Source organism: Pseudonocardia lacus (genome assembly GCF_018531445.1).
In the GTDB taxonomy this organism is placed as follows: domain Bacteria; phylum Actinomycetota; class Actinomycetes; order Mycobacteriales; family Pseudonocardiaceae; genus Pseudonocardia; species Pseudonocardia lacus.
Map to the genome: position 1 here is coordinate 1 of NZ_JAHDTH010000092.1, position 16,203 is coordinate 16,203.

The 16,203-nt window shown below is 73.8% G+C and carries 18 protein-coding genes and 1 pseudogene; 10 read left to right on the forward strand and 9 right to left on the reverse strand.

Annotated elements, in window-relative coordinates; genetic code table 11:
- Positions 1–431: hypothetical protein (locus KIK08_RS19705; RefSeq protein ID WP_214404672.1), on the forward strand; the 431-nt coding region annotated here is incomplete at its 5' end.
- A 28-nt stretch (positions 432–459) separates the two neighbouring features.
- Here the strand turns inward: KIK08_RS19705 and KIK08_RS19710 are convergent.
- The gene (locus KIK08_RS19710) at positions 460–1,866 is read right to left on the reverse strand and encodes a DJ-1/PfpI family protein (RefSeq protein WP_214404673.1); all 1,407 of its coding nucleotides are present in this window, start codon (positions 1,864–1,866) and stop codon (positions 460–462) included.
- 247 nt (positions 1,867–2,113) lie between these two features.
- Between KIK08_RS19710 and KIK08_RS19715 the strand changes: the two genes are divergently transcribed.
- Complete coding sequence (locus KIK08_RS19715; RefSeq protein ID WP_214404674.1) at positions 2,114–2,653, forward strand: DinB family protein; 540 nt, start codon at positions 2,114–2,116, stop codon at positions 2,651–2,653.
- Here KIK08_RS19715 and KIK08_RS19720 read toward each other — a convergent pair whose 3' ends face one another.
- Entirely contained in the window at positions 2,654–3,331 is a 678-nt protein-coding gene (locus tag KIK08_RS19720; protein ID WP_214404675.1) for a TetR/AcrR family transcriptional regulator, read from the reverse strand.
- Between the two features lie 63 nt (positions 3,332–3,394).
- Here KIK08_RS19720 and KIK08_RS19725 point away from each other — a divergent pair, with 63 nt between their 5' ends.
- The 6 genes from KIK08_RS19725 to KIK08_RS19750 all read left to right on the forward strand — a co-directional run bounded on the left by KIK08_RS19725 (position 3,395) and on the right by KIK08_RS19750 (position 9,648).
- On the forward strand, positions 3,395–3,697 hold the full coding sequence (locus KIK08_RS19725; protein WP_214404676.1) for a hypothetical protein: 303 nt from the start codon (positions 3,395–3,397) through the stop codon (positions 3,695–3,697).
- 110 nt (positions 3,698–3,807) lie between these two features.
- The gene (locus tag KIK08_RS19730) at positions 3,808–4,227 is read left to right on the forward strand and encodes a YciI family protein (protein WP_214404677.1); all 420 of its coding nucleotides are present in this window, start codon (positions 3,808–3,810) and stop codon (positions 4,225–4,227) included.
- Complete coding sequence (locus KIK08_RS19735) at positions 4,224–5,522, forward strand: RNA polymerase sigma factor (RefSeq protein WP_308257747.1); 1,299 nt, start codon at positions 4,224–4,226, stop codon at positions 5,520–5,522. Before KIK08_RS19730 ends, KIK08_RS19735 begins: the two co-directional genes overlap by 4 nt.
- 105 nt (positions 5,523–5,627) lie before the next feature.
- On the forward strand, positions 5,628–6,359 hold the full coding sequence (locus KIK08_RS19740) for a DUF899 family protein (RefSeq protein ID WP_214404678.1): 732 nt from the start codon (positions 5,628–5,630) through the stop codon (positions 6,357–6,359).
- Between the two features lie 42 nt (positions 6,360–6,401).
- Positions 6,402–8,711: a helicase gene (locus KIK08_RS19745; RefSeq protein ID WP_308257748.1), complete on the forward strand. Its 2,310-nt coding sequence runs from the start codon at positions 6,402–6,404 to the stop codon at positions 8,709–8,711.
- Positions 8,712–9,006: 295 nt separating this feature from the next.
- Positions 9,007–9,648 carry an FMN-binding negative transcriptional regulator gene (locus KIK08_RS19750; protein WP_250557373.1) on the forward strand — a complete coding sequence of 214 codons (642 nt, stop codon included), beginning with the start codon at positions 9,007–9,009 and terminating at the stop codon, positions 9,646–9,648.
- 80 nt (positions 9,649–9,728) lie between these two features.
- Here KIK08_RS19750 and KIK08_RS41100 read toward each other — a convergent pair.
- Positions 9,729–9,959, reverse strand: a pseudogene (locus KIK08_RS41100) (helix-turn-helix domain-containing protein); the annotation flags it as partial.
- A 331-nt stretch (positions 9,960–10,290) separates the two neighbouring features.
- Positions 10,291–11,592, reverse strand: a complete 1,302-nt coding sequence (locus tag KIK08_RS19760) for a hypothetical protein (protein WP_214404679.1) — start codon at positions 11,590–11,592, stop codon at positions 10,291–10,293.
- A 357-nt stretch (positions 11,593–11,949) separates the two neighbouring features.
- Here KIK08_RS19760 and KIK08_RS19765 point away from each other — a divergent pair, with 357 nt between their 5' ends.
- Positions 11,950–12,867, forward strand: coding sequence for an IS630 family transposase (locus KIK08_RS19765; RefSeq protein WP_214404680.1), 918 nt, complete (start codon positions 11,950–11,952; stop codon positions 12,865–12,867).
- Positions 12,868–13,300: 433 nt separating this feature from the next.
- Here KIK08_RS19765 and KIK08_RS19770 read toward each other — a convergent pair whose 3' ends face one another.
- From KIK08_RS19770 to KIK08_RS19790, 5 genes are all read right to left on the reverse strand, one after another.
- Entirely contained in the window at positions 13,301–13,585 is a 285-nt protein-coding gene (locus KIK08_RS19770; RefSeq protein WP_214404681.1) for a hypothetical protein, read from the reverse strand.
- Positions 13,564–13,785 (reverse strand): hypothetical protein, encoded by a 222-nt coding sequence (locus KIK08_RS19775; protein ID WP_214404682.1) that lies wholly within the window; start codon positions 13,783–13,785, stop codon positions 13,564–13,566. The genes KIK08_RS19770 and KIK08_RS19775 overlap by 22 nt, the downstream gene beginning before the upstream one ends.
- An 86-nt stretch (positions 13,786–13,871) precedes the next feature.
- The gene (locus KIK08_RS19780) at positions 13,872–14,330 is read right to left on the reverse strand and encodes an SRPBCC family protein (RefSeq protein ID WP_214404683.1); all 459 of its coding nucleotides are present in this window, start codon (positions 14,328–14,330) and stop codon (positions 13,872–13,874) included.
- 172 nt (positions 14,331–14,502) lie between these two features.
- Positions 14,503–15,018: an SRPBCC domain-containing protein gene (locus KIK08_RS19785; RefSeq protein ID WP_214404684.1), complete on the reverse strand. Its 516-nt coding sequence runs from the start codon at positions 15,016–15,018 to the stop codon at positions 14,503–14,505.
- Positions 15,011–15,355 carry an ArsR/SmtB family transcription factor gene (locus KIK08_RS19790; RefSeq protein ID WP_214404685.1) on the reverse strand — a complete coding sequence of 115 codons (345 nt, stop codon included), beginning with the start codon at positions 15,353–15,355 and terminating at the stop codon, positions 15,011–15,013. Before KIK08_RS19790 ends, KIK08_RS19785 begins: the two co-directional genes overlap by 8 nt.
- Before the next feature lie 239 nt (positions 15,356–15,594).
- Here KIK08_RS19790 and KIK08_RS19795 point away from each other — a divergent pair, with 239 nt between their 5' ends.
- Complete coding sequence (locus KIK08_RS19795) at positions 15,595–15,903, forward strand: hypothetical protein (RefSeq protein ID WP_214404686.1); 309 nt, start codon at positions 15,595–15,597, stop codon at positions 15,901–15,903.
- Positions 15,904–16,203: the final 300 nt, after the last annotated feature.

Genomic DNA, 16,203 nt, shown 5'->3' on the forward strand with positions numbered 1-16,203 from the left:
TGACCGACCAGGCCGCGCAGGCCACCCAGGCCGCGCAGGCCGCGCCGCCCACCGAGGCCGCGCCCACGGCACCGCCGAACCTGCTGCCCGGCGTGGTGGTGTCGCCGGGCGGCACCGGCGACCGGCCCGCCTCCTACGTGTACTCGGTCGAGAGCAACTACCCCGTCACGCTGCTCTACACCGGCGAGAACGGCGACCAGATCACCGACCTCGGCGAGGTCCCGCCGTGGTCGATCACGGTGCCCACCGCGGAGTGGGGTGCCGACGCGACGCCGATGCTGGTGGTCAGCACGACCTCCGCGAAGGGCGACACCTCGGTGACCTGCACGATCGCCGCCCCGGACGGCACCGTGCTGGCCACCGACACCAAGGAGGCGGCCTACGCGTCGGCCACCTGCATGATCTACGACTTCGACCTACCCACCGGCTGACTCCCGCCCCGCGTCAGGAAAGCCACCACTAGGACACCGGACGTCCTGATGGTGGCTTTCCCGACATCCGGGCGCGCAGCCATCGGGCCGCGTGCGGGACCTGGACGAGCAGCACCGCGAAGGCCAGCGCCAGCAGCACCGGCCAGGCCAGCAGCGACCACGGCAGCGACGGGCCGCGCAGGTCGAGGTCGCCCTCGGGGTACTCGAGCATCTTCGCCGTCCACCGCGCCGTGGGGACGTCGGCCGTGCGGGCCAGGTCGGCGAGCGCCGCGTCGAACGCGAACCCCGGTTCGGCGTGCAGGAACTGCGGCTCCACCCCGACGGCGCGGGCCCGCGCGGTGATCCCGGCCCGCCCGTCGGTGGCGGCGGCGCGGCCGGGCACCAGAAGCCGGTCGACCTCGGCGCGGGCCCGGTCGAGCGGGGTCCGGGGGCGGACCGCCAGGCCGTGCGCGGTGGTCACCGGGGCGTCGCCGACCGCGACGGTCCGCGCGGCGAAGGACTGCCCGCCGTACGGGTCGAAGGCCGAGGCCAGCTCCAGCTCGCCGACGCCGTCGGTGAGCAGCACGCCGATGCGCGGGCGGTCCCAGCGGAACCCGGCGTTGAGCAACGCCACCGCGTCGCCCGCGGCGAGCCCGGAGCGCGGCAGCGGACCCGCGGTGGGGCGGTGGTGGCGCCATCCGATCCGTTCGGCCGCGCGCGCGGCGGCTTCCGGTCCGGCCAGCCGGTCGAGCAGGTGCAGGGCGCCGTCGATGCCGGACAGCACGCCCGCGGTGGAGATCAGGTCGCCGTCGTCGACCCAGCGCACGCCGTCCTGCCAGCGCACCTGCGGGTAGCGCTCGCGCAGGCCGTCGAGCCGGAACCAGTGCGAGGTGGCGGTGCGCCCGTCCAGCAGCCCGGCCGAGCCGACGACCCCGGCGCCGTAGCAGACGCTGAGCACCAGCGGGGCCGGTCGGGAGCGCAGCCAGTCGCGCACGGGCCGGTTGGACGGCTCGTCGACGTCGGGCATCGCCGGCACCACGACGGCGGCCAGCCGGGTGCCGGCCGCGGCCAGCAGCCCGTCGAGCTGGTCGAGGCGGACCTGCGGGACGACGTCGAGGCCGCCGGTCAGCGGGACCGGCCCGGTCGCCGGGCCGACGGTGAGCACGTTGACCGCGTCGCTGGAGGCGAGCGCGTCGAACGGCCCCAGGACGTCGGTGACCTCCGCGCCGCGGGCACCGACCAGGACCGCGACGGTGGGCCGGGCCGGGTCCAGGACCGGCGCGGGGGAGACCACGGCCGCGAGCGCCGGCGGGACGTCGACGGCCGGCGCGTACGGGGCCGTCACCCCGGTGGCGATGCCGGCCGCCCCGATCGCCCCGGTCGCGGCCACCGCGACCAGCACGGCGAGGACGTGACCCGCGATCCGGACGAGTCGGTGGCCCACCGCGCTGCGCATACCGGGCACGGTCGTCCCCGCGGCGGACGCCATGACGTGCCGAACGTCATGGCTCCGGTCACGCGCGGCTACCCGGGTCGGCGAACCGCTTCCAGGCCGACTGCCGGCCATGCCGAGCGCGTCGCCGTTGCGGTTCCTGATGCCGCGGCCGTGGGGGCCATCTCCCCGGCCGGGGCGGCACCGACTCGATGATCCCGCCCTGTCAGCTCCGCGCCGAGGAGTTCGCCGCCCCGTAGGGTCGTCCGCCATGACCGACGTCGACGAGAACGGCCGCCCGGAACCCCCGCTGACCGGCGACGAGACCGCCACCCTCCTCGGCTTCCTCGACTACCAGCGCGCCACGCTCGCCTGGAAGACCGCGAGCCTCGACGCCGCGGGCCTCTCGTCCACCGTCGGGGCCTCGTCGATGACCCTCGGCGGCCTGCTCAAGCACCTCGCCTACGTCGAGGACGACTGGTTCTCCCGCTGGCTGCACGCCCACGACCGGCACGCCCCCTGGGACGCGGTCGACTGGGCCGCCGACCCCGACTGGGACTGGCACTCCGCCGCCGACGACAGCCCCGACGAGCTGCGCACGCTCTGGGCGGAGGCCGTGGTGCGCTCCGAGGCCCACATCGCCGACGCGCTCGCCACCGGCGGCCTCGACCGGCTCGCCGCCCGCACCTGGCCCGACGGGCGCGCGCCCAGCCTGCGCTGGATCCTCTGCCACATGATCGAGGAGTACGCCCGCCACAACGGGCACGCCGACCTGCTGCGCGAAGCCGTCGACGGGGAGGTCGGGGAGTAGCTACCCCGCTGACCCGGGCGTCGGGTCCGCCAGCAGCACCCGCGTCCAGGCGTCGCGCAGGTGCTCGCCGTAGCGGTGCGGGGTCCACCCGCGCCGCCGCACCAGCAGCAGGTAGTACTCCGCCGACGCCATGCCCCACACGATGTCGGCCACGTCGTCGTCGGAGAGGTCGGGGCGCAGCTCGCCGGTCGCGCGCAGCTCGGCGGCGAACAGTCGCATGTTGGCCGCGCGCCGGTCGGCCAACTCGGAATCCAGCGCTCCGCACACCCGGTCGTGGGCGGCGGCGTCGCGGATGGCGGCCTGCACGGGCGCCGTGCGCGGGGCGATCCGGGCGAGCGCCCGCGCGTAGACGGCGATCTTCTCCCCGGCGGTGGGTGCCGCGCGCACCTCCCTGACGTAGTCGCGCTCGTCGGCCGGCACCGCCACGTCCTGACCGGACAGCGCCGTCTCGAAGACCTCCCGCAGCAGGACCGGTTTGCGCCCGACGGTCGCGTAGACCGTGTCGACCGCGACGCCTGCGCGGTCGGCGACCTGACCCACGGTCGTCGCCGTGTAGCCGTTCGCGGTGAACAGTTCGCGCGCCGCTTCCAGCACGGCGCGGCGGGTGGCCGCGGCCTGCTCGGCGCGCTGCGGCGCGTGGTAACGCCGCCTGGGCGGGGTCTTGACGGGGTCGGTCATGACGGGCCAACCTTACCCCTGGTTCATCCGAAATATATTCGGATCAATATTCGGGAGGTCACCGTGGTCCACGCCTTCATCCAGGACGTGCCGATCGGACCGGAGCTCTACCAGCGGATCCTCGACGAGATCGGACCGGAGCCGCTGGCCGGCTCGCTGCTGCACCTGTGCGTCCGCCGGTCCGACGGCGGCCTGCGCTACATCGACGTCTGGGAGTCGGAGCAGGCCTGCGCCCGCGCCTTCGACGAGCGCATCCACCCCGCCGTCGACCGCGCCTTCGGGGGTGCCCGCCCCGTCGGGGAGCCCGAGGTGCACCACCTCGACGTGATCGACGCCAGCGGCGCGCTCCTGCCGGACGCACCGTAGGGCTGCGGGCCGCGGAAAAATGTTCGGCGCCGTGTCGATCCCCGGCCGCCCTCGTTCGACCTGGGGATGAGAGGGTCCCGACGGGACCCCCACGGACCGAGGAGACGGTCATGAAGTACATGGTGATCATGCGGGCGACCGACGAGACCTGGGCGTCGTACGAGAACGTCGACTTCACCGGGATCATCGATGCGATGGGCCGGTTCAACGACGAGATGATCCAGGCCGGGGTGCTCGTCGCCGCCGAGGGCCTGGACGACGCGGCCAAGGGCGTCGTCGTCGACTACTCCGCGGAGCCGCCGGTGGTGACCGACGGCCCGTACGGGGAGACGAAGGAGCTGTTCGGCGGGTTCTGGATCCTCGACGTCTCCTCCCAGGAGGAGGCCGTGGAGTGGGCCAAGCGGGCCCCGCTGGCCGGCCCCGGTTCCAAGGCCGAGATCCGCCGGGTGACCAGCATCGACGAGCTGCCGCAGGACAACGAGTGGATCCGCAAGGAGCGGGCCTGGCGCGAGGCCACCGGCCAGCTGTGAGCCGGGCGGGTGCCACGGCCGCCGAGGGCAGGCGGGCGGTGGAGGCGGTCTGGCGGATCGAGTCCGCCCGGATCGTCGGTGGCCTCTCCCGCTACACCGGCGACTTCGCCCTGGCCGAGGACCTCGCCCAGGAGGCGCTGGCCGAGGCGCTGGTGACCTGGCCCCGGGAGGGCGTGCCGCGCAACCCCGCCGCGTGGCTGCTCACCGTCGGCCGCCGCCGCGCCATCGACGGCTTCCGCCGCCGCGCCGCCCTCGACGACCGGTACGCCGCCCTCGCCCGCGACCTGGGCGAGGGCGGCGCCACCTCGGGCGGCCCGGCCCCGGAGGCCGGCGACGACCTCCTGCGCGACCCCGACCAGATCGACGACGACGTGCTCGCGCTGGCGTTCACCGCGTGCCACCCGGTGCTGTCCCGGGAGGCGCGGGTGGCCCTCACCCTGCGCGTGATCGGTGGTCTGACCAGCGACGAGATCGCCCGCGCCTTCCTGGTGCCCACCGCGACGGTGCAGGCCAGGATCACCCGCGCCAAGAAGACCCTCGCCGCCGCGCGCGTCCCGTTCGAGGTGCCGCCGCCCGAGGAGCGCCGCGAGCGCCTCGGCTCGGTGCTCAGCGTCGTGTACGTGACCTTCACCGAGGGCTCGACGGCGTCCTCCGGCGACGAGTTGATGCGCGTCGACCTGGCCCGCGAGGCGGTCCGGATGGCCCGCATCCTGGCCCGGCTGCTGCCCGGGGAGGCCGAGGTGCTCGGGCTGCTCGCGCTGCTGGAGCTGACCGCGGCCCGCTTCCCGGCGCGCACCGGCCCCGACGGCGAGCCGGTGCTGCTGGAGCAGCAGGACCGCCGCCGTTGGGACCGCGCCGCCATCCGCCGCGGCCGCGCCGCGCTCGCCCGGGCCGAACGGGTCGGTCACGGGCTCGGCGCCTACGGCCTGCAGGCGGCGATCGCCGAGTGCCACGCGGTCGCGCCCTCAGTGGAGGCCACCGACTGGGAGCGCGTCGTCATCATCTACGACGCACTCGGCCGGCTCGCGCCCTCACCGGTCGTCGACCTGAACCGCGCCGTCGCGGTCTCGATGGCCGGCCGGCCGGAGGCTGCGCTGCGGATCGTCGACGCCCTCGTCGCCGCCGGCGCCCTCCCCGGCTCCCACCTGCTACCCGGCGTCCGCGGCGAGCTGCTCACCCGGCTCGGCCGCACGTCGGCGGCTCGCGAGGCGCTGACCAGGGCGATCGCGCTGTGCGGGAACGCGGCGGAGCGGGGCGTGCTGGAGCGCAAGCGCGACGCGCTCGACCCGGCGTAGGAAACCGGCGCCCAGCCCGTCGGGGTCGATCCGATGAGTCCCGGCCGCCCGTCCGGTCACCACTGGTGACGGCGGGCGACCCGCTCGCCCCGACGAGGAGGATCGATGGACGCGCACAGCACGACGCAGCCCCGGCCCGAGGTCGTCGACCGGACCACGTGGCAGGCCGAGGTCGACCGGCTGCGGGCGCGGGAGAAGGCGCACACCAGGCAGGGCGACGCGATCGCGGCCGCCCGCAGGCGGCTGCCGATGGTGGAGGTGGACGCGAGCGTCCCGCTGGTCGGGCCGGACGGCCCGGTGCCGCTGGTCGAGGTGTTCGAGGGGCGCCGCCAGCTGATCGCCTACCTGCACATGTGGCACGACGGCGCGCCGGCCGCCGAGCAGTGCGAGGGCTGCACGTTCTTCAACGGGCACGCTCCCGAGCCGTCCTACCTGAACAGCCGCGACGTCACCTACGCGACGTTCTGCCAGGGGCCCTACGCCGAGAGCGCCCGCTACCGCGACCTCATGGGCTGGGACGTGCCCTGGTACTCGGCGCGGGACGCCGGCGATGCGCTGCTCGCGGGGCGCGCCTTCGGCGCCTACGTCTGCTACCTGCGCGACGGCGACCGGGTGTTCGAGACGTACTGGACGACCGGGCGCGGCACCGAGGCCGGCGCGACCAGCTACCACCTGCTCGACCTCACCGCGTACGGCCGGCAGGAGACCTGGGAGGACTCGCCGGCCGGCTGGCCGCAGCCGTTCGACGTCGCGGGGCAGCAGTTCCGGGCCGACGGGCGGCCCACGTCGCAGTGGCGGCGCATCGGGGCGGATTGGTCCGACGACCTGGAAGGATGATCCGGAATTGCGCACCGGGCGGCGGAAAAGCTATTCTTGCAGGTGCGACCAGAAAACGAAATCTTTTCCCCGCAACTCGACCATAGCACGGCCGGAGACGGCTCGGACAGACCCCCCTTCGAAGGGGAACTCGCCGCCGAGACAGCGCGGATCCGACGCCTGCACGCGCTGCTGGCCGCCGAGATCCGCGACGCGTCGGCGCGGGCGCGGGGCACGCTGGGCGCGCCCACGGGCGAGGAGCTCAGCGCCCGCTGGGAGCGCGACGTCTCCGTGCACCGCTGGTCGGAGCGGGTGAGCGCGCTCAGCGCCGCCCGCTCCGGGCTGTGCTTCGGCCGCCTCGACCACGCCGACCAACCACCCACCTACGTCGGCCGGATCGGGCTCACCGACCCGGAGGACGCCGAGAGCGCGCTGATCGACTGGCGGGCGCCCGCCGCCCGGCCGTTCTACTGCGCCACCCTCGCCACACCGCTCGGCGTCACCAGGCGGCGGCATTTCCAGCTCGCCGGGAGGGCGCCCGACGAGCGGGTCGTCGATTTCCACGACGACGTCCTGGACAGCGCCGCGCTCACCGGTCCCGATTCCGGGAGGTCGTCGGACCCGGCGTTGATCGCCGCGCTGAAGGCCCCGCGCGGGACGACCATGCGCGACATCGTGACGACGATCCAGGCCGAGCAGGACGCCATCATCCGGCTGCCGCTGCCCGGCGTCGTCGTGATCGAGGGCGGCCCGGGGACCGGCAAGACCGCGGTCGCGCTGCACCGGGTGGCCTACCTGCTCTACACCCACCGCGAGCGGCTGGCCCGCAGCGGTGTCCTGGTGGTCGGGCCCAGCGCCGGGTTCATCCACTACGTCGGGGGCGTGCTGCCGGCGCTCGGCGAGTCGGCGGTGGTGTTCACGACCCCCGGCCGGTTGGCCCAGGGCGTCGTCGCCACAGCCGTCGACGAGGACGACGTGGCCCGCGTGAAGGGCGACCTGGCGATGCTCGACGTCCTGCGCCGCGCCGTGGCGGACCGCCAGGAGCTGCCCCGCTCGCCGATCGCGATCGACCTCGACGACGTCACCGTCGAGATCGACCGGGCGACGGCGGCCGAGGCCAGGAGCCGGGCCCGGGCGGGCGGCCTGCCGCACAACGCGGCGCGGGCCGCGTTCCGCGACGCACTGGGGGCCCTGCTCGTCCGACAGGGCGTCGAGCGGCTCTCCCACGACCTGGAGGACCCGCCCGAGCTCGCCGAGATCCTGCGCGAGCTCGGCGGCGACGTCCCCGAGCCGGCCCCGGCGGGCGCGGCGCAGGTGTCGGCGGGGCTGCGCCGCGAGCTGCGCGACGACCTGCGCGCGGACCTCGACTTCCACGCGGCCGTCGAGCGGCTCTGGCCGGTGCTCGACCCGCAGCGGGTGTTGGCCGAGCTGTACGCGTCGCCCGAGCGGCTCGCCTCGGCAGGCGGCGACGTCGACGTCTCCGCGCTGCAGCGCGCCGAGGGCTCCGCGTGGACGGTTGCGGACGCGCCGCTGCTCGACGAGCTGGCCGAGCTGATCGGCACCCCGCCCGCCCCGCCGGCGGCACCGGAGGAACCCGACAGCGCCTACGCCGCCGAGGTGCTGCAGATCCTGGAGGAGGCCGACCGCAACCTGGCCGGGGAGGACCCCGACGAGCTGCGCCCGACCGACTTCGTCACCGCCGACGTGCTCGCCGCCCGGCAGGTCCCCGAGCACCTGATGAGCGTGGCCGAGCGCGCGGCCGCCGACCGGGACTGGCGCTACGGGCACCTCGTCGTCGACGAGGCGCAGGAGCTGTCCGCCATGGACTGGCACGTCCTGCTGCGGCGCTGCCCCACCCACTCGATCACCGCGGTCGGCGATCTCGCGCAGCGCAGCGCGGCCGCTGGCGCGCGCGAGTGGGCGGACGTGCTCGCCCCGCACCTCGGGTCGCGGTGGACCCACCGCACGCTCACCGTCAACTACCGGACCCCCGCCGAGATCATGGCGCTGGCCGCCGAGGTGCTGGCCGGGTTCGCGCCCGACCGGCGGCCGGCCGAGTCGGTGCGGGCGACGGGCGAGCAGCCGTGGCAGCGCACGGTGCCCGCTGCCGACCTCGGAGCCGAGGTGCGCGCCGCCGTCGAGGCGGAGGCGGCCCGGCTCGGCGAGGGGACGCTGGCGGTGATCGCCCCCGAGGTGGGCGATCTGGCGGGCCTGCCCGCCGAGCTGCACACCCCGGTGTCGGCGAAGGGCCTGGAGTTCGACGTCGTCGTGATCGTCGACCCGGAGCGGATCAGGGCCCGCAACCCGGCCGACCTCTACGTGTCGATCACCCGGGCCACGCGGCGGCTCGGGCTGCTGCACGTGCGGCGCTGACGACGGGCGCGTCCGGCCCGGCCCGTCCCCACGCGGACGGGCCGACCGGCCCCGCCGTCGCCGGCGGCAGCAGCGCGGCGGGCACGCAGACGAGCGCGAGCGCGACGGCCCACAGCCGCAGCGCCGTCCGGTGCGGGCCGTGTCGCGCGCGCCGGGCGACCCGGGAGCGCTCGGGACATGGCAGCACCGTACGAAGCGGACCCGCCCCCGGGAACCTGAACCTGCCCTCCAGCCCGATCGCGGCCCGGCCGGTCCGGGCAGCGGCCCTGTGAAGTGGGCCGTACCAGGAGGCGTCATGTGCGACGGTGGGCACGTGTACGTCCCCGCCCACTTCGCCGCCGACGACGGCGCCATCGCCGCCCTGCTCGCCCGCCCGACCGCCGCCGACCTGGTCACCGCCACGGCCGACGGCCTGGTCGCCACCCCGCTGCCGCTGCTGTTCGATCCCCGCACCGGCCCGCGCGGCGCCCTGCTCGGGCACGTGGCCCGCAACAACGACCAGTGGCGCCGCCCGCCCCTGGGCGAGGCGATGGTCATCGTCCGTGGCCCCGAGGCCTACGTCTCGCCCGGCTTCTACGCCAGCAAGGCCGAGCACGGCCGGGTCGTGCCCACCTGGAACTACGTCACCGCCCACATCTACGGGCAACTCGTGGTGCACGACGACCCCCAGTGGCTCGACGGCCTGGTGCGCCGGCTCACCGACCACCACGAGGCCGGCGAACCCCGGCCGTGGTCGGTCGACGACGCCCCGCCGGCGTTCGTCGCCGGCCAACTCCGCGCGATCGTCGGGGTCGAGGTGGTGATCAGCCGCATCGAGGCCAAGGTCAAGATGAGCCAGAACCGCCCCGCCGCCGACGTCGACGGCGTCGTCGCCGGGCTCGACGCCCGCGGCGACCACACCGCCGCCACAGCGGTCCGCGAGGCGCGGCGCGGCTGACGCGGGAACAGAGGGCCATGCCGTCCTGCGGAGCCATGCTCCCGCCCGTGGAACGGAGCCCGTCGGGCCCGGACCTGCTCACCGATCCGCCTCGGGCGTCCCCCGCTCGGTTTGGGTCCAGCGCGTCGAAACCCCCGCTCGGTGAACGCATGGATCACATCACGCACGTAGTCCTCGCTGACCTGCAGCAACGAGGTGATGTCCCGGACGGCCTGGCCCTGGCCCGACATCATGACCACGATCGCGCGGCGCATCCGGACCGGATCCTTCGCCGTCCGGGTGATCCGCTGCAGCTTGCGGCCCTCGTCCATCGACAGCGACCTCACGAACAGGCTCGTTCGACGAGCCACACCCACCACCCCCTGCACTCGGCGTGCAGGACAGCGTGGTCGGGTCCGTCAGCGAGATCAATTACCTGGCCGACCTTGCGTGTCGAGCCACTAGTTGCCGGGCGGGGTGCTGCTCGCCCGCAAACGCGCGATCTACTCGGCGCTGGAACGACCGAGGGACTACCGGCTTCGCCACCCCGACGTCCTCGCCGCCCAACGTCGCGAACGAGCCCGGGTCCGCAGCGAACGCCACCACCGCTGGGGTCGACCCGCCGCAGCCTGACCCGATGAACCTAAGTGGTCACCGCACTAGCTAGGCGGAGCCGGGCCCGCCGGACGGCGGCGTCGCCCCGCCCCGCACGTTGTCCAGCACGGTTTGCCCCTGCACGTCGACCAGCCGGGTGAACAGCTCCTGCGCGTAGCCGAACACCAGCGCCCAGGCCAGGATCTGCGCCGACGTGTCCAGCGCGCTGAGCCCGGGCACGAACTGGCCGCGCATGAGCAGCAGGCCGAGGACCGCGGTGATGGCCCCGGTCGGCAGCTTGAGCGCGACGAGGGCGACCGGCAGGCCGTAGCGCTCGGAGGAGCCCTTGATCCGGCGGATGGCGGCCGCGGCGGCCACCGCCGCGGCGGTGAGGCCGACGAGCGCGACGACGGCGACGTCCGGACCTCGGGCGGTGCTCAGGACCACCTCGTCGATGTCCTTGGACTCGATGCCGGTCTGCGGGGGGCCGTCCAGCGGCACGAACGGGGCCGACTGCTCGGTCGGGCAGACGACCACGGCGACGCCGGCCTCCTCCGGGGCGAAGCACAGCGGCATCAGCGTCGGCTGGGCGAACGCGACGACCACCACGGCCACCGCGAGGAAGCTCAGGAAGATCCCCGAGGTGACCACGACGTTGCGGAAGCTGCGCAGCCGTACCTGCTCGCGCAGCGCCGCGGAGCTGGCGCCCCGCACGATCGTCACGATCGCGCGGCGCTCCCGCTCGACCGCCCGGTCCGCCGCCCTGGCCGCGGCCACCTCCGCCATCTCCGCCTCCTCCGCGGGCAGGTCGGACGGCGGGTCGGTGCGGTTCAGGAGCGGGTGGTCGGGGTCCTTCACGCCCAGGCGCGCGGCGATCCGCTCGAACTCGAGCCGGCGGGCGTCGCACGGCGAGAGGTGACACTGCACGTGCCGCAGCAGGCAGGGGATCTGGCCGCGCAGGTACTCCGGAGGCGCGAGGCCGAGCAGGTGGGCCTCGGCGGCGTCCAGGTTGCTCGTGGCCCGTTCGAGCAGCGAGCCGTTGCGGAAGCAGCGGATCCGCCGGCTGGGGCACAGCTCGGCGCGCAGCGCCGCGTCGCGGGCCGCCACCAGGTGCCGTTCGATCGCGATGAGCAGCTGCTCGTCGGCGTTCGACCAGGTGGTGGCCTTGCTCGACTTCATCCACGCGCCGAGCATCTCCAGCTCGGCGGCCCGGGTGAGCGTGCCTTCCCGCCAGGCCACCCGCACCGGCCCGCCGATCCCGTGCGGTTCCTCTCGCGGCGGCGCGTCGGTGCGGATGGGTGGTGGCGGGGTCGGCGTCGGGGTCGGTGGTGGGGCGGGTGACGCGGTTGCCGGTGTTGTCGGGGCACTCATGGCCGGCTCCTTCCGCCAGCGCGCGGATCAGACGCTGGACGGAGCGCGCGGCCGGCCCCGCGGATACCGCCCGGGCCCCGCGTCGCGGGCCGGGCGCCTCCGCACATGTACGTATTGCGCCACGCCCGGTCCGCGGATCACCGCACGAGCGACTCCCGGTACGGCGCCGACCGCAGCGCGTCGCCCAGCAGCTGGTCGGTCGGCGCGAAGTCGTCGGTGAGCACCGGGGCGGTGGCCGCGAGCCCGCGCACCCGGCGTCGTCGACGACCGACGCGGGCTCGCCGCGCACGGCGGCCCGTTCGGGCCAGCGCGGTCAGGTCCAGTGGCCGGTCGGACGCGACGAGCACGGCGTTTGCCGTGGCCGCCGGGGGCGAGCTGGTCCGGGCGGGCGAGCAGGGGTGGGCGGGAGGCCGTCCCCGCCTGATCAGTGACGACGACATCGCGTTCATCCTCGCGACGGCCACCACGCGACCGACCACGCTCGGGTGCCCGTTCACCCACTCGAGCCTGCGCGAGCTGGTCCAGTACCTGGACCGCTGCCACGCACACCGGATCGTGATCAGCCGCGAACGGCTGCGTCAGATCCTGCGCGAGGCTGGGGTGTCGTTTCAGCGGACCCGGACCTGGAAGGAGTCCACGGATCCTGACAAGGACGCCAAGCTCGACCGCATCGAGGAGGTCACCGCGAAGTTCCAGGACCGCTGTTTCGCCTTCGACCAGTTCGGACCGCTGTCGATCCGGCCGTGTCACGGCAGTACCTGGGCCCGCGAGTCGCACCCGGCCCGGTTGCCGGCGACCTATACCCGCACGCACGGGATCCGCTACTTCCACGGCTGCTACAGCCTGGGCGATGACCAGCTCTGGGGTGTGACCCGCCGCCGCAAGGGCGGCGACCACTCGCTGGCCGCGCTCAAGAGCATCCGGGCGGCCCGCCCGGACGGCGCGCCGATCTACGTGATCATGGACAACCTGTCGGCGAACAAGACCCCGAAGATCCGGGTCTGGGCCGCGGCCCACAACGTTGAGCTGTGCTTGACCCCCGACCTACGCGTCCTGGGCCAATCCGATCGACGCCCGGTTCGGGCCGTTGCGCAGCTTCGTGATGGGCGCCTCGAACCACTCCAACCACCCGGTGCCCGCCCCGCGGCTGCAGGGCTGTCTGCGCTGGCGCAACGTCAATGCCGCCACCCCGACGTCCTCGCTGCCCAACGCCGCGAACGAGCCCGGGTCCGCAGCGAACGCCACCAACGCTGGGGCCGACCCGCTGTGGCATGACCCGGTGAACCTAATGCTGCCGAGGAGGACGATCCCGCCGGGTTGGATCGACGAGGACGGCACCACCAGCGAGACCGACGAGGAGACCGACGATGACCGGCCGGCACCGCGTTCCCTCCCGCCGCCGCACCGGACCGTCTGGTCGCGACGGCCCAGCACGATGCGCTCGTTCCGTCCCGCAAGCTGATCACCCGGTTCGACAACACGACAACGGCCCCCTCCGCCCGATTCCGGGGGAAGAGGGCCGTTGTTCATGCAGGTCAAAGGGCTGCTCAGAGGTCAAGCCGTCCGGTGCGGTCGTTCCCGTCGTCGCGGGCAGCGGAGGTCCGGGCTGGTACTGGTCGGCAACGCTGCGTCGGCGGATCGGGTTCGAGTCGTGACGTCTCGAACCCGACCGGCGGCTCGCCATGTCGCGGCAAGGCCCAACCCCCGCTCAGGGAAGGAGCAGGCCCCAGTAGAGGGCCCACGGGACGAACAGCGCACCACCGGTCAGCAACAGCCGGTGCCGGACGGGGTCGGTGGTGCCGCGAAGGTCACGGGCCAGGAGCACCGTGGCAAACGTTGCGATGACCGCGAGGGCCTGCAGCCCGAGCCACAGCACCGGGCGGTTGCCGAGCAGCGGGCCGGCGTCCACGCCGTGGTCGGTCATCCTGAACATCAGCGTCGACAGGTAGGCGACCAGGGCTATGGAGGCCGTCAGCCCGGTGCCGGCGAGCACCCGGGCCGCCGCCGTGCCGGGGGCCCGCCGCGGCCGCGCAGCCCGCGGACGGCGGCGATGATCGGGTAGGCCCCGAAGGCGATGAGGAACAATCCGAGCGCCCCGAACTGCACCGGCGCCGACTCCCACCATGCCGAGGGGGCCACCTCGACGGTCCGGTCGGCCTGCACGGGCAGCGGATCGACGTGCGCGAGGGGCACTTGCCCGTCGACGCCGGCTTCACGATCAAGTAGCGGAGTCGTGGCCGGACGATGGCGGGCTCCCACCCCACTAGGTGTCAGTACAACTAGGTCCGGGTGAAACTCGCGGCCATCTTGTCCAGGCTCTGCTCGAGGCCCGCCCTGGATATCTCCAGGACCTGGTCGGAGGTGTATCCGCGTTCGGTCACCGTCATCCGCGTCCGCTCCTCGTCGACGGCCTCGACGGTGATGACGTGGTGCACGTCCTGGGGGATGCCCGGGGGGAGGCCGATCGTCGTGGGGTCGATCCGGTGGCCGTCGCTGTCGGCGAAGTTCATGACGAACTCGAGCCGGGTCATCGGCTCGACCACCCGGTACTCCCAGGTGTTGTACATGTCGTGGCCCTCCGGCGACCGCATGCTGACCAGCGACGTCCCGCCGACCCGGACGTCCATCTCGGCGACCGGCGAGGTGAACCCGGCCGGCCCCCACCAGCGCATGACGTGGGCCGGGCTCGTCCAGGCCTGCCACACCCGGTCGACCGGGGCGTCCAGGACGCGGGTCACGACCAGGTCCTTGGTCGTGCCCGCCGGGACGGCCGGCGCGTTGTCCGTCCGGCCGGCCGGCGAGGCTGCGGCATCCCCGGTCGGTGGTGCGCCACCCGCACAGGCGGCCACAGCGCCCAGCATGGTCAGTGCGATCATGCGGATGAGTCGTGCACCGCGGAGTCGTCCCATGTCAGGCGCTCCTGCCCGACCGGTCCGTCGCCCCTGGTCGCGGTCTCTCCCGGATGATCTCCTCCAGGAGGTCCATCGACTCCTGCACCGACTTCTCGATGCCGGCGGCCGGGATCCAGCCGTCCCGGTCCTCGACCGACTGGAAGAGCGACACGACCACCAGTTCGGTCTTCCCGTCGACCTCGGTGAGGGTGTCGACCTGGAGCTGCAGGCGGCCGGGCCCGCCCTCCTCGAACTCGTAGGTGGAGACGATCCGTTCCGGCGCCACGACGTCGTGGTAGACGCCGCGGAACCCGTACCCGGTGCCGTCGGCCTTGCGCGCCACGAACCGCCAGGCGCCGCCCGGTCGCACGTCCATCCGGTCGACCTCGGTGGTGAACCGGCCCGACCCCCACCACCGCGGAACGAGGTCCGGGTCGGTGTACGCCGCGAACACCACGTCGCGGGGGGCGTCGAAGACGCGGGTGACGACAATGTCCTGTCGTCCTGGCTCGATGACGACCTCGGTGTCAGCCACGATCGTCTCCCTTCTGCTGTCGGATCTTGCGGATCTCCTGGTCGAGCAGGTCGAACCGGTCGCGCCAGACGGCCCGGTACTGCCCGATCCAGGCAGCGGCGTCGTCCAGCGGCGCCATCTCGATGCGGCACGGCCGCCACTGCGCGCTGCGCCCCCGGGTGATCAGCCCGGCCCGTTCCAGCACCTTCAGGTGCTGGGACACCGCCTGCAGGCTCATGTCGAACGGCTCCGCCAGCACGTTGACCGTCGCTTCGCCCTCGGCCAGCCGCGCCAGGATCGCCCGTCGGGTCGGGTCGGCCAACGCGGCGAACGTGAGGCTCAGGTTGTCGTTCTCCACCCTATTCAACCGATCTCTTAATCAAGCAGATACTTGTATAGTGGGCGCCGTCGGGGGTGTTGTCAAGTGACAGGTTGAATACGGCACCCACCTCCGACACCACGGTCCGCCTACCAAACGGTTGGATGAATGGACGCCAGACGAGGAGGGCCCGGTGCGACAGCCGGCAGGTCGGAGCACGCGCCGCTCCGGCGGGGGAGTGCAAGCCCCGCGAGGAGCGCTGGGCCGAGCTGATCGAGGTGGCCACGCAGGTCTTCTACGGAAAGGGCTACGACGCCGCCTCCCCGCAGGACATCGCCGCGGCATCTCGACACGAATCCGTGGGCGATCCGCAGGTCGGCCTGCTGCTGGCTCAGACCGATCCGGTGGCCATCGTGACGGTCATGGAGTACCAGGCGAGGAGCGGGTATGTGTCCGCGAGGCCGGCGCCGAACGACAAGCGGTACGAGGTCCGCAACGCGATGATCATGGAGGCTGAACGGATGTCCGAGCCGGTCGCTGCGTTGTGGAAGGTGATCATGGATCGAGTCGCACCGCCGCCGTTCTGATCGCCCCCGCCGCGCCGCCGGGTACCCGGCGTTCGCCTCACCGGTGCCACCAACATCGCCAAGGCCTTACGCCATCACGCCGCGACGCCCACCGACCGCTTCACCTACTCAACTGTGCCGACTCCCTAGGCAGCCGCAGGGAGCTGGCCCCGGCCGGGGAAGCGATGGCACCCGGCCGGTAGGCCGGATCGTCGACGCGCTGGGAGCACGTCACTGGATGGCCAGTCGTCCCGGCGGTCGCGGCACGAGCTGGGACGACGATCTCTGGCAGCGGAACCGGGTCCGGCCCGATGAACCCGC

Coding starts and splice junctions, on each gene's coding strand:
- KIK08_RS19710 (WP_214404673.1), bottom strand. CDS start 1,866: ATGCGCAGCGCGGTGGGCCACCGACTCGTCCGGATCGCGGGTCACGTC.
- KIK08_RS19715 (WP_214404674.1), top strand. CDS start 2,114: ATGACCGACGTCGACGAGAACGGCCGCCCGGAACCCCCGCTGACCGGC.
- KIK08_RS19720 (WP_214404675.1), bottom strand. CDS start 3,331: ATGACCGACCCCGTCAAGACCCCGCCCAGGCGGCGTTACCACGCGCCG.
- KIK08_RS19730 (WP_214404677.1), top strand. CDS start 3,808: ATGAAGTACATGGTGATCATGCGGGCGACCGACGAGACCTGGGCGTCG.
- KIK08_RS19740 (WP_214404678.1), top strand. CDS start 5,628: ATGGACGCGCACAGCACGACGCAGCCCCGGCCCGAGGTCGTCGACCGG.
- KIK08_RS19750 (WP_250557373.1), top strand. CDS start 9,007: ATGTGCGACGGTGGGCACGTGTACGTCCCCGCCCACTTCGCCGCCGAC.
- KIK08_RS19760 (WP_214404679.1), bottom strand. CDS start 11,592: ATGAGTGCCCCGACAACACCGGCAACCGCGTCACCCGCCCCACCACCG.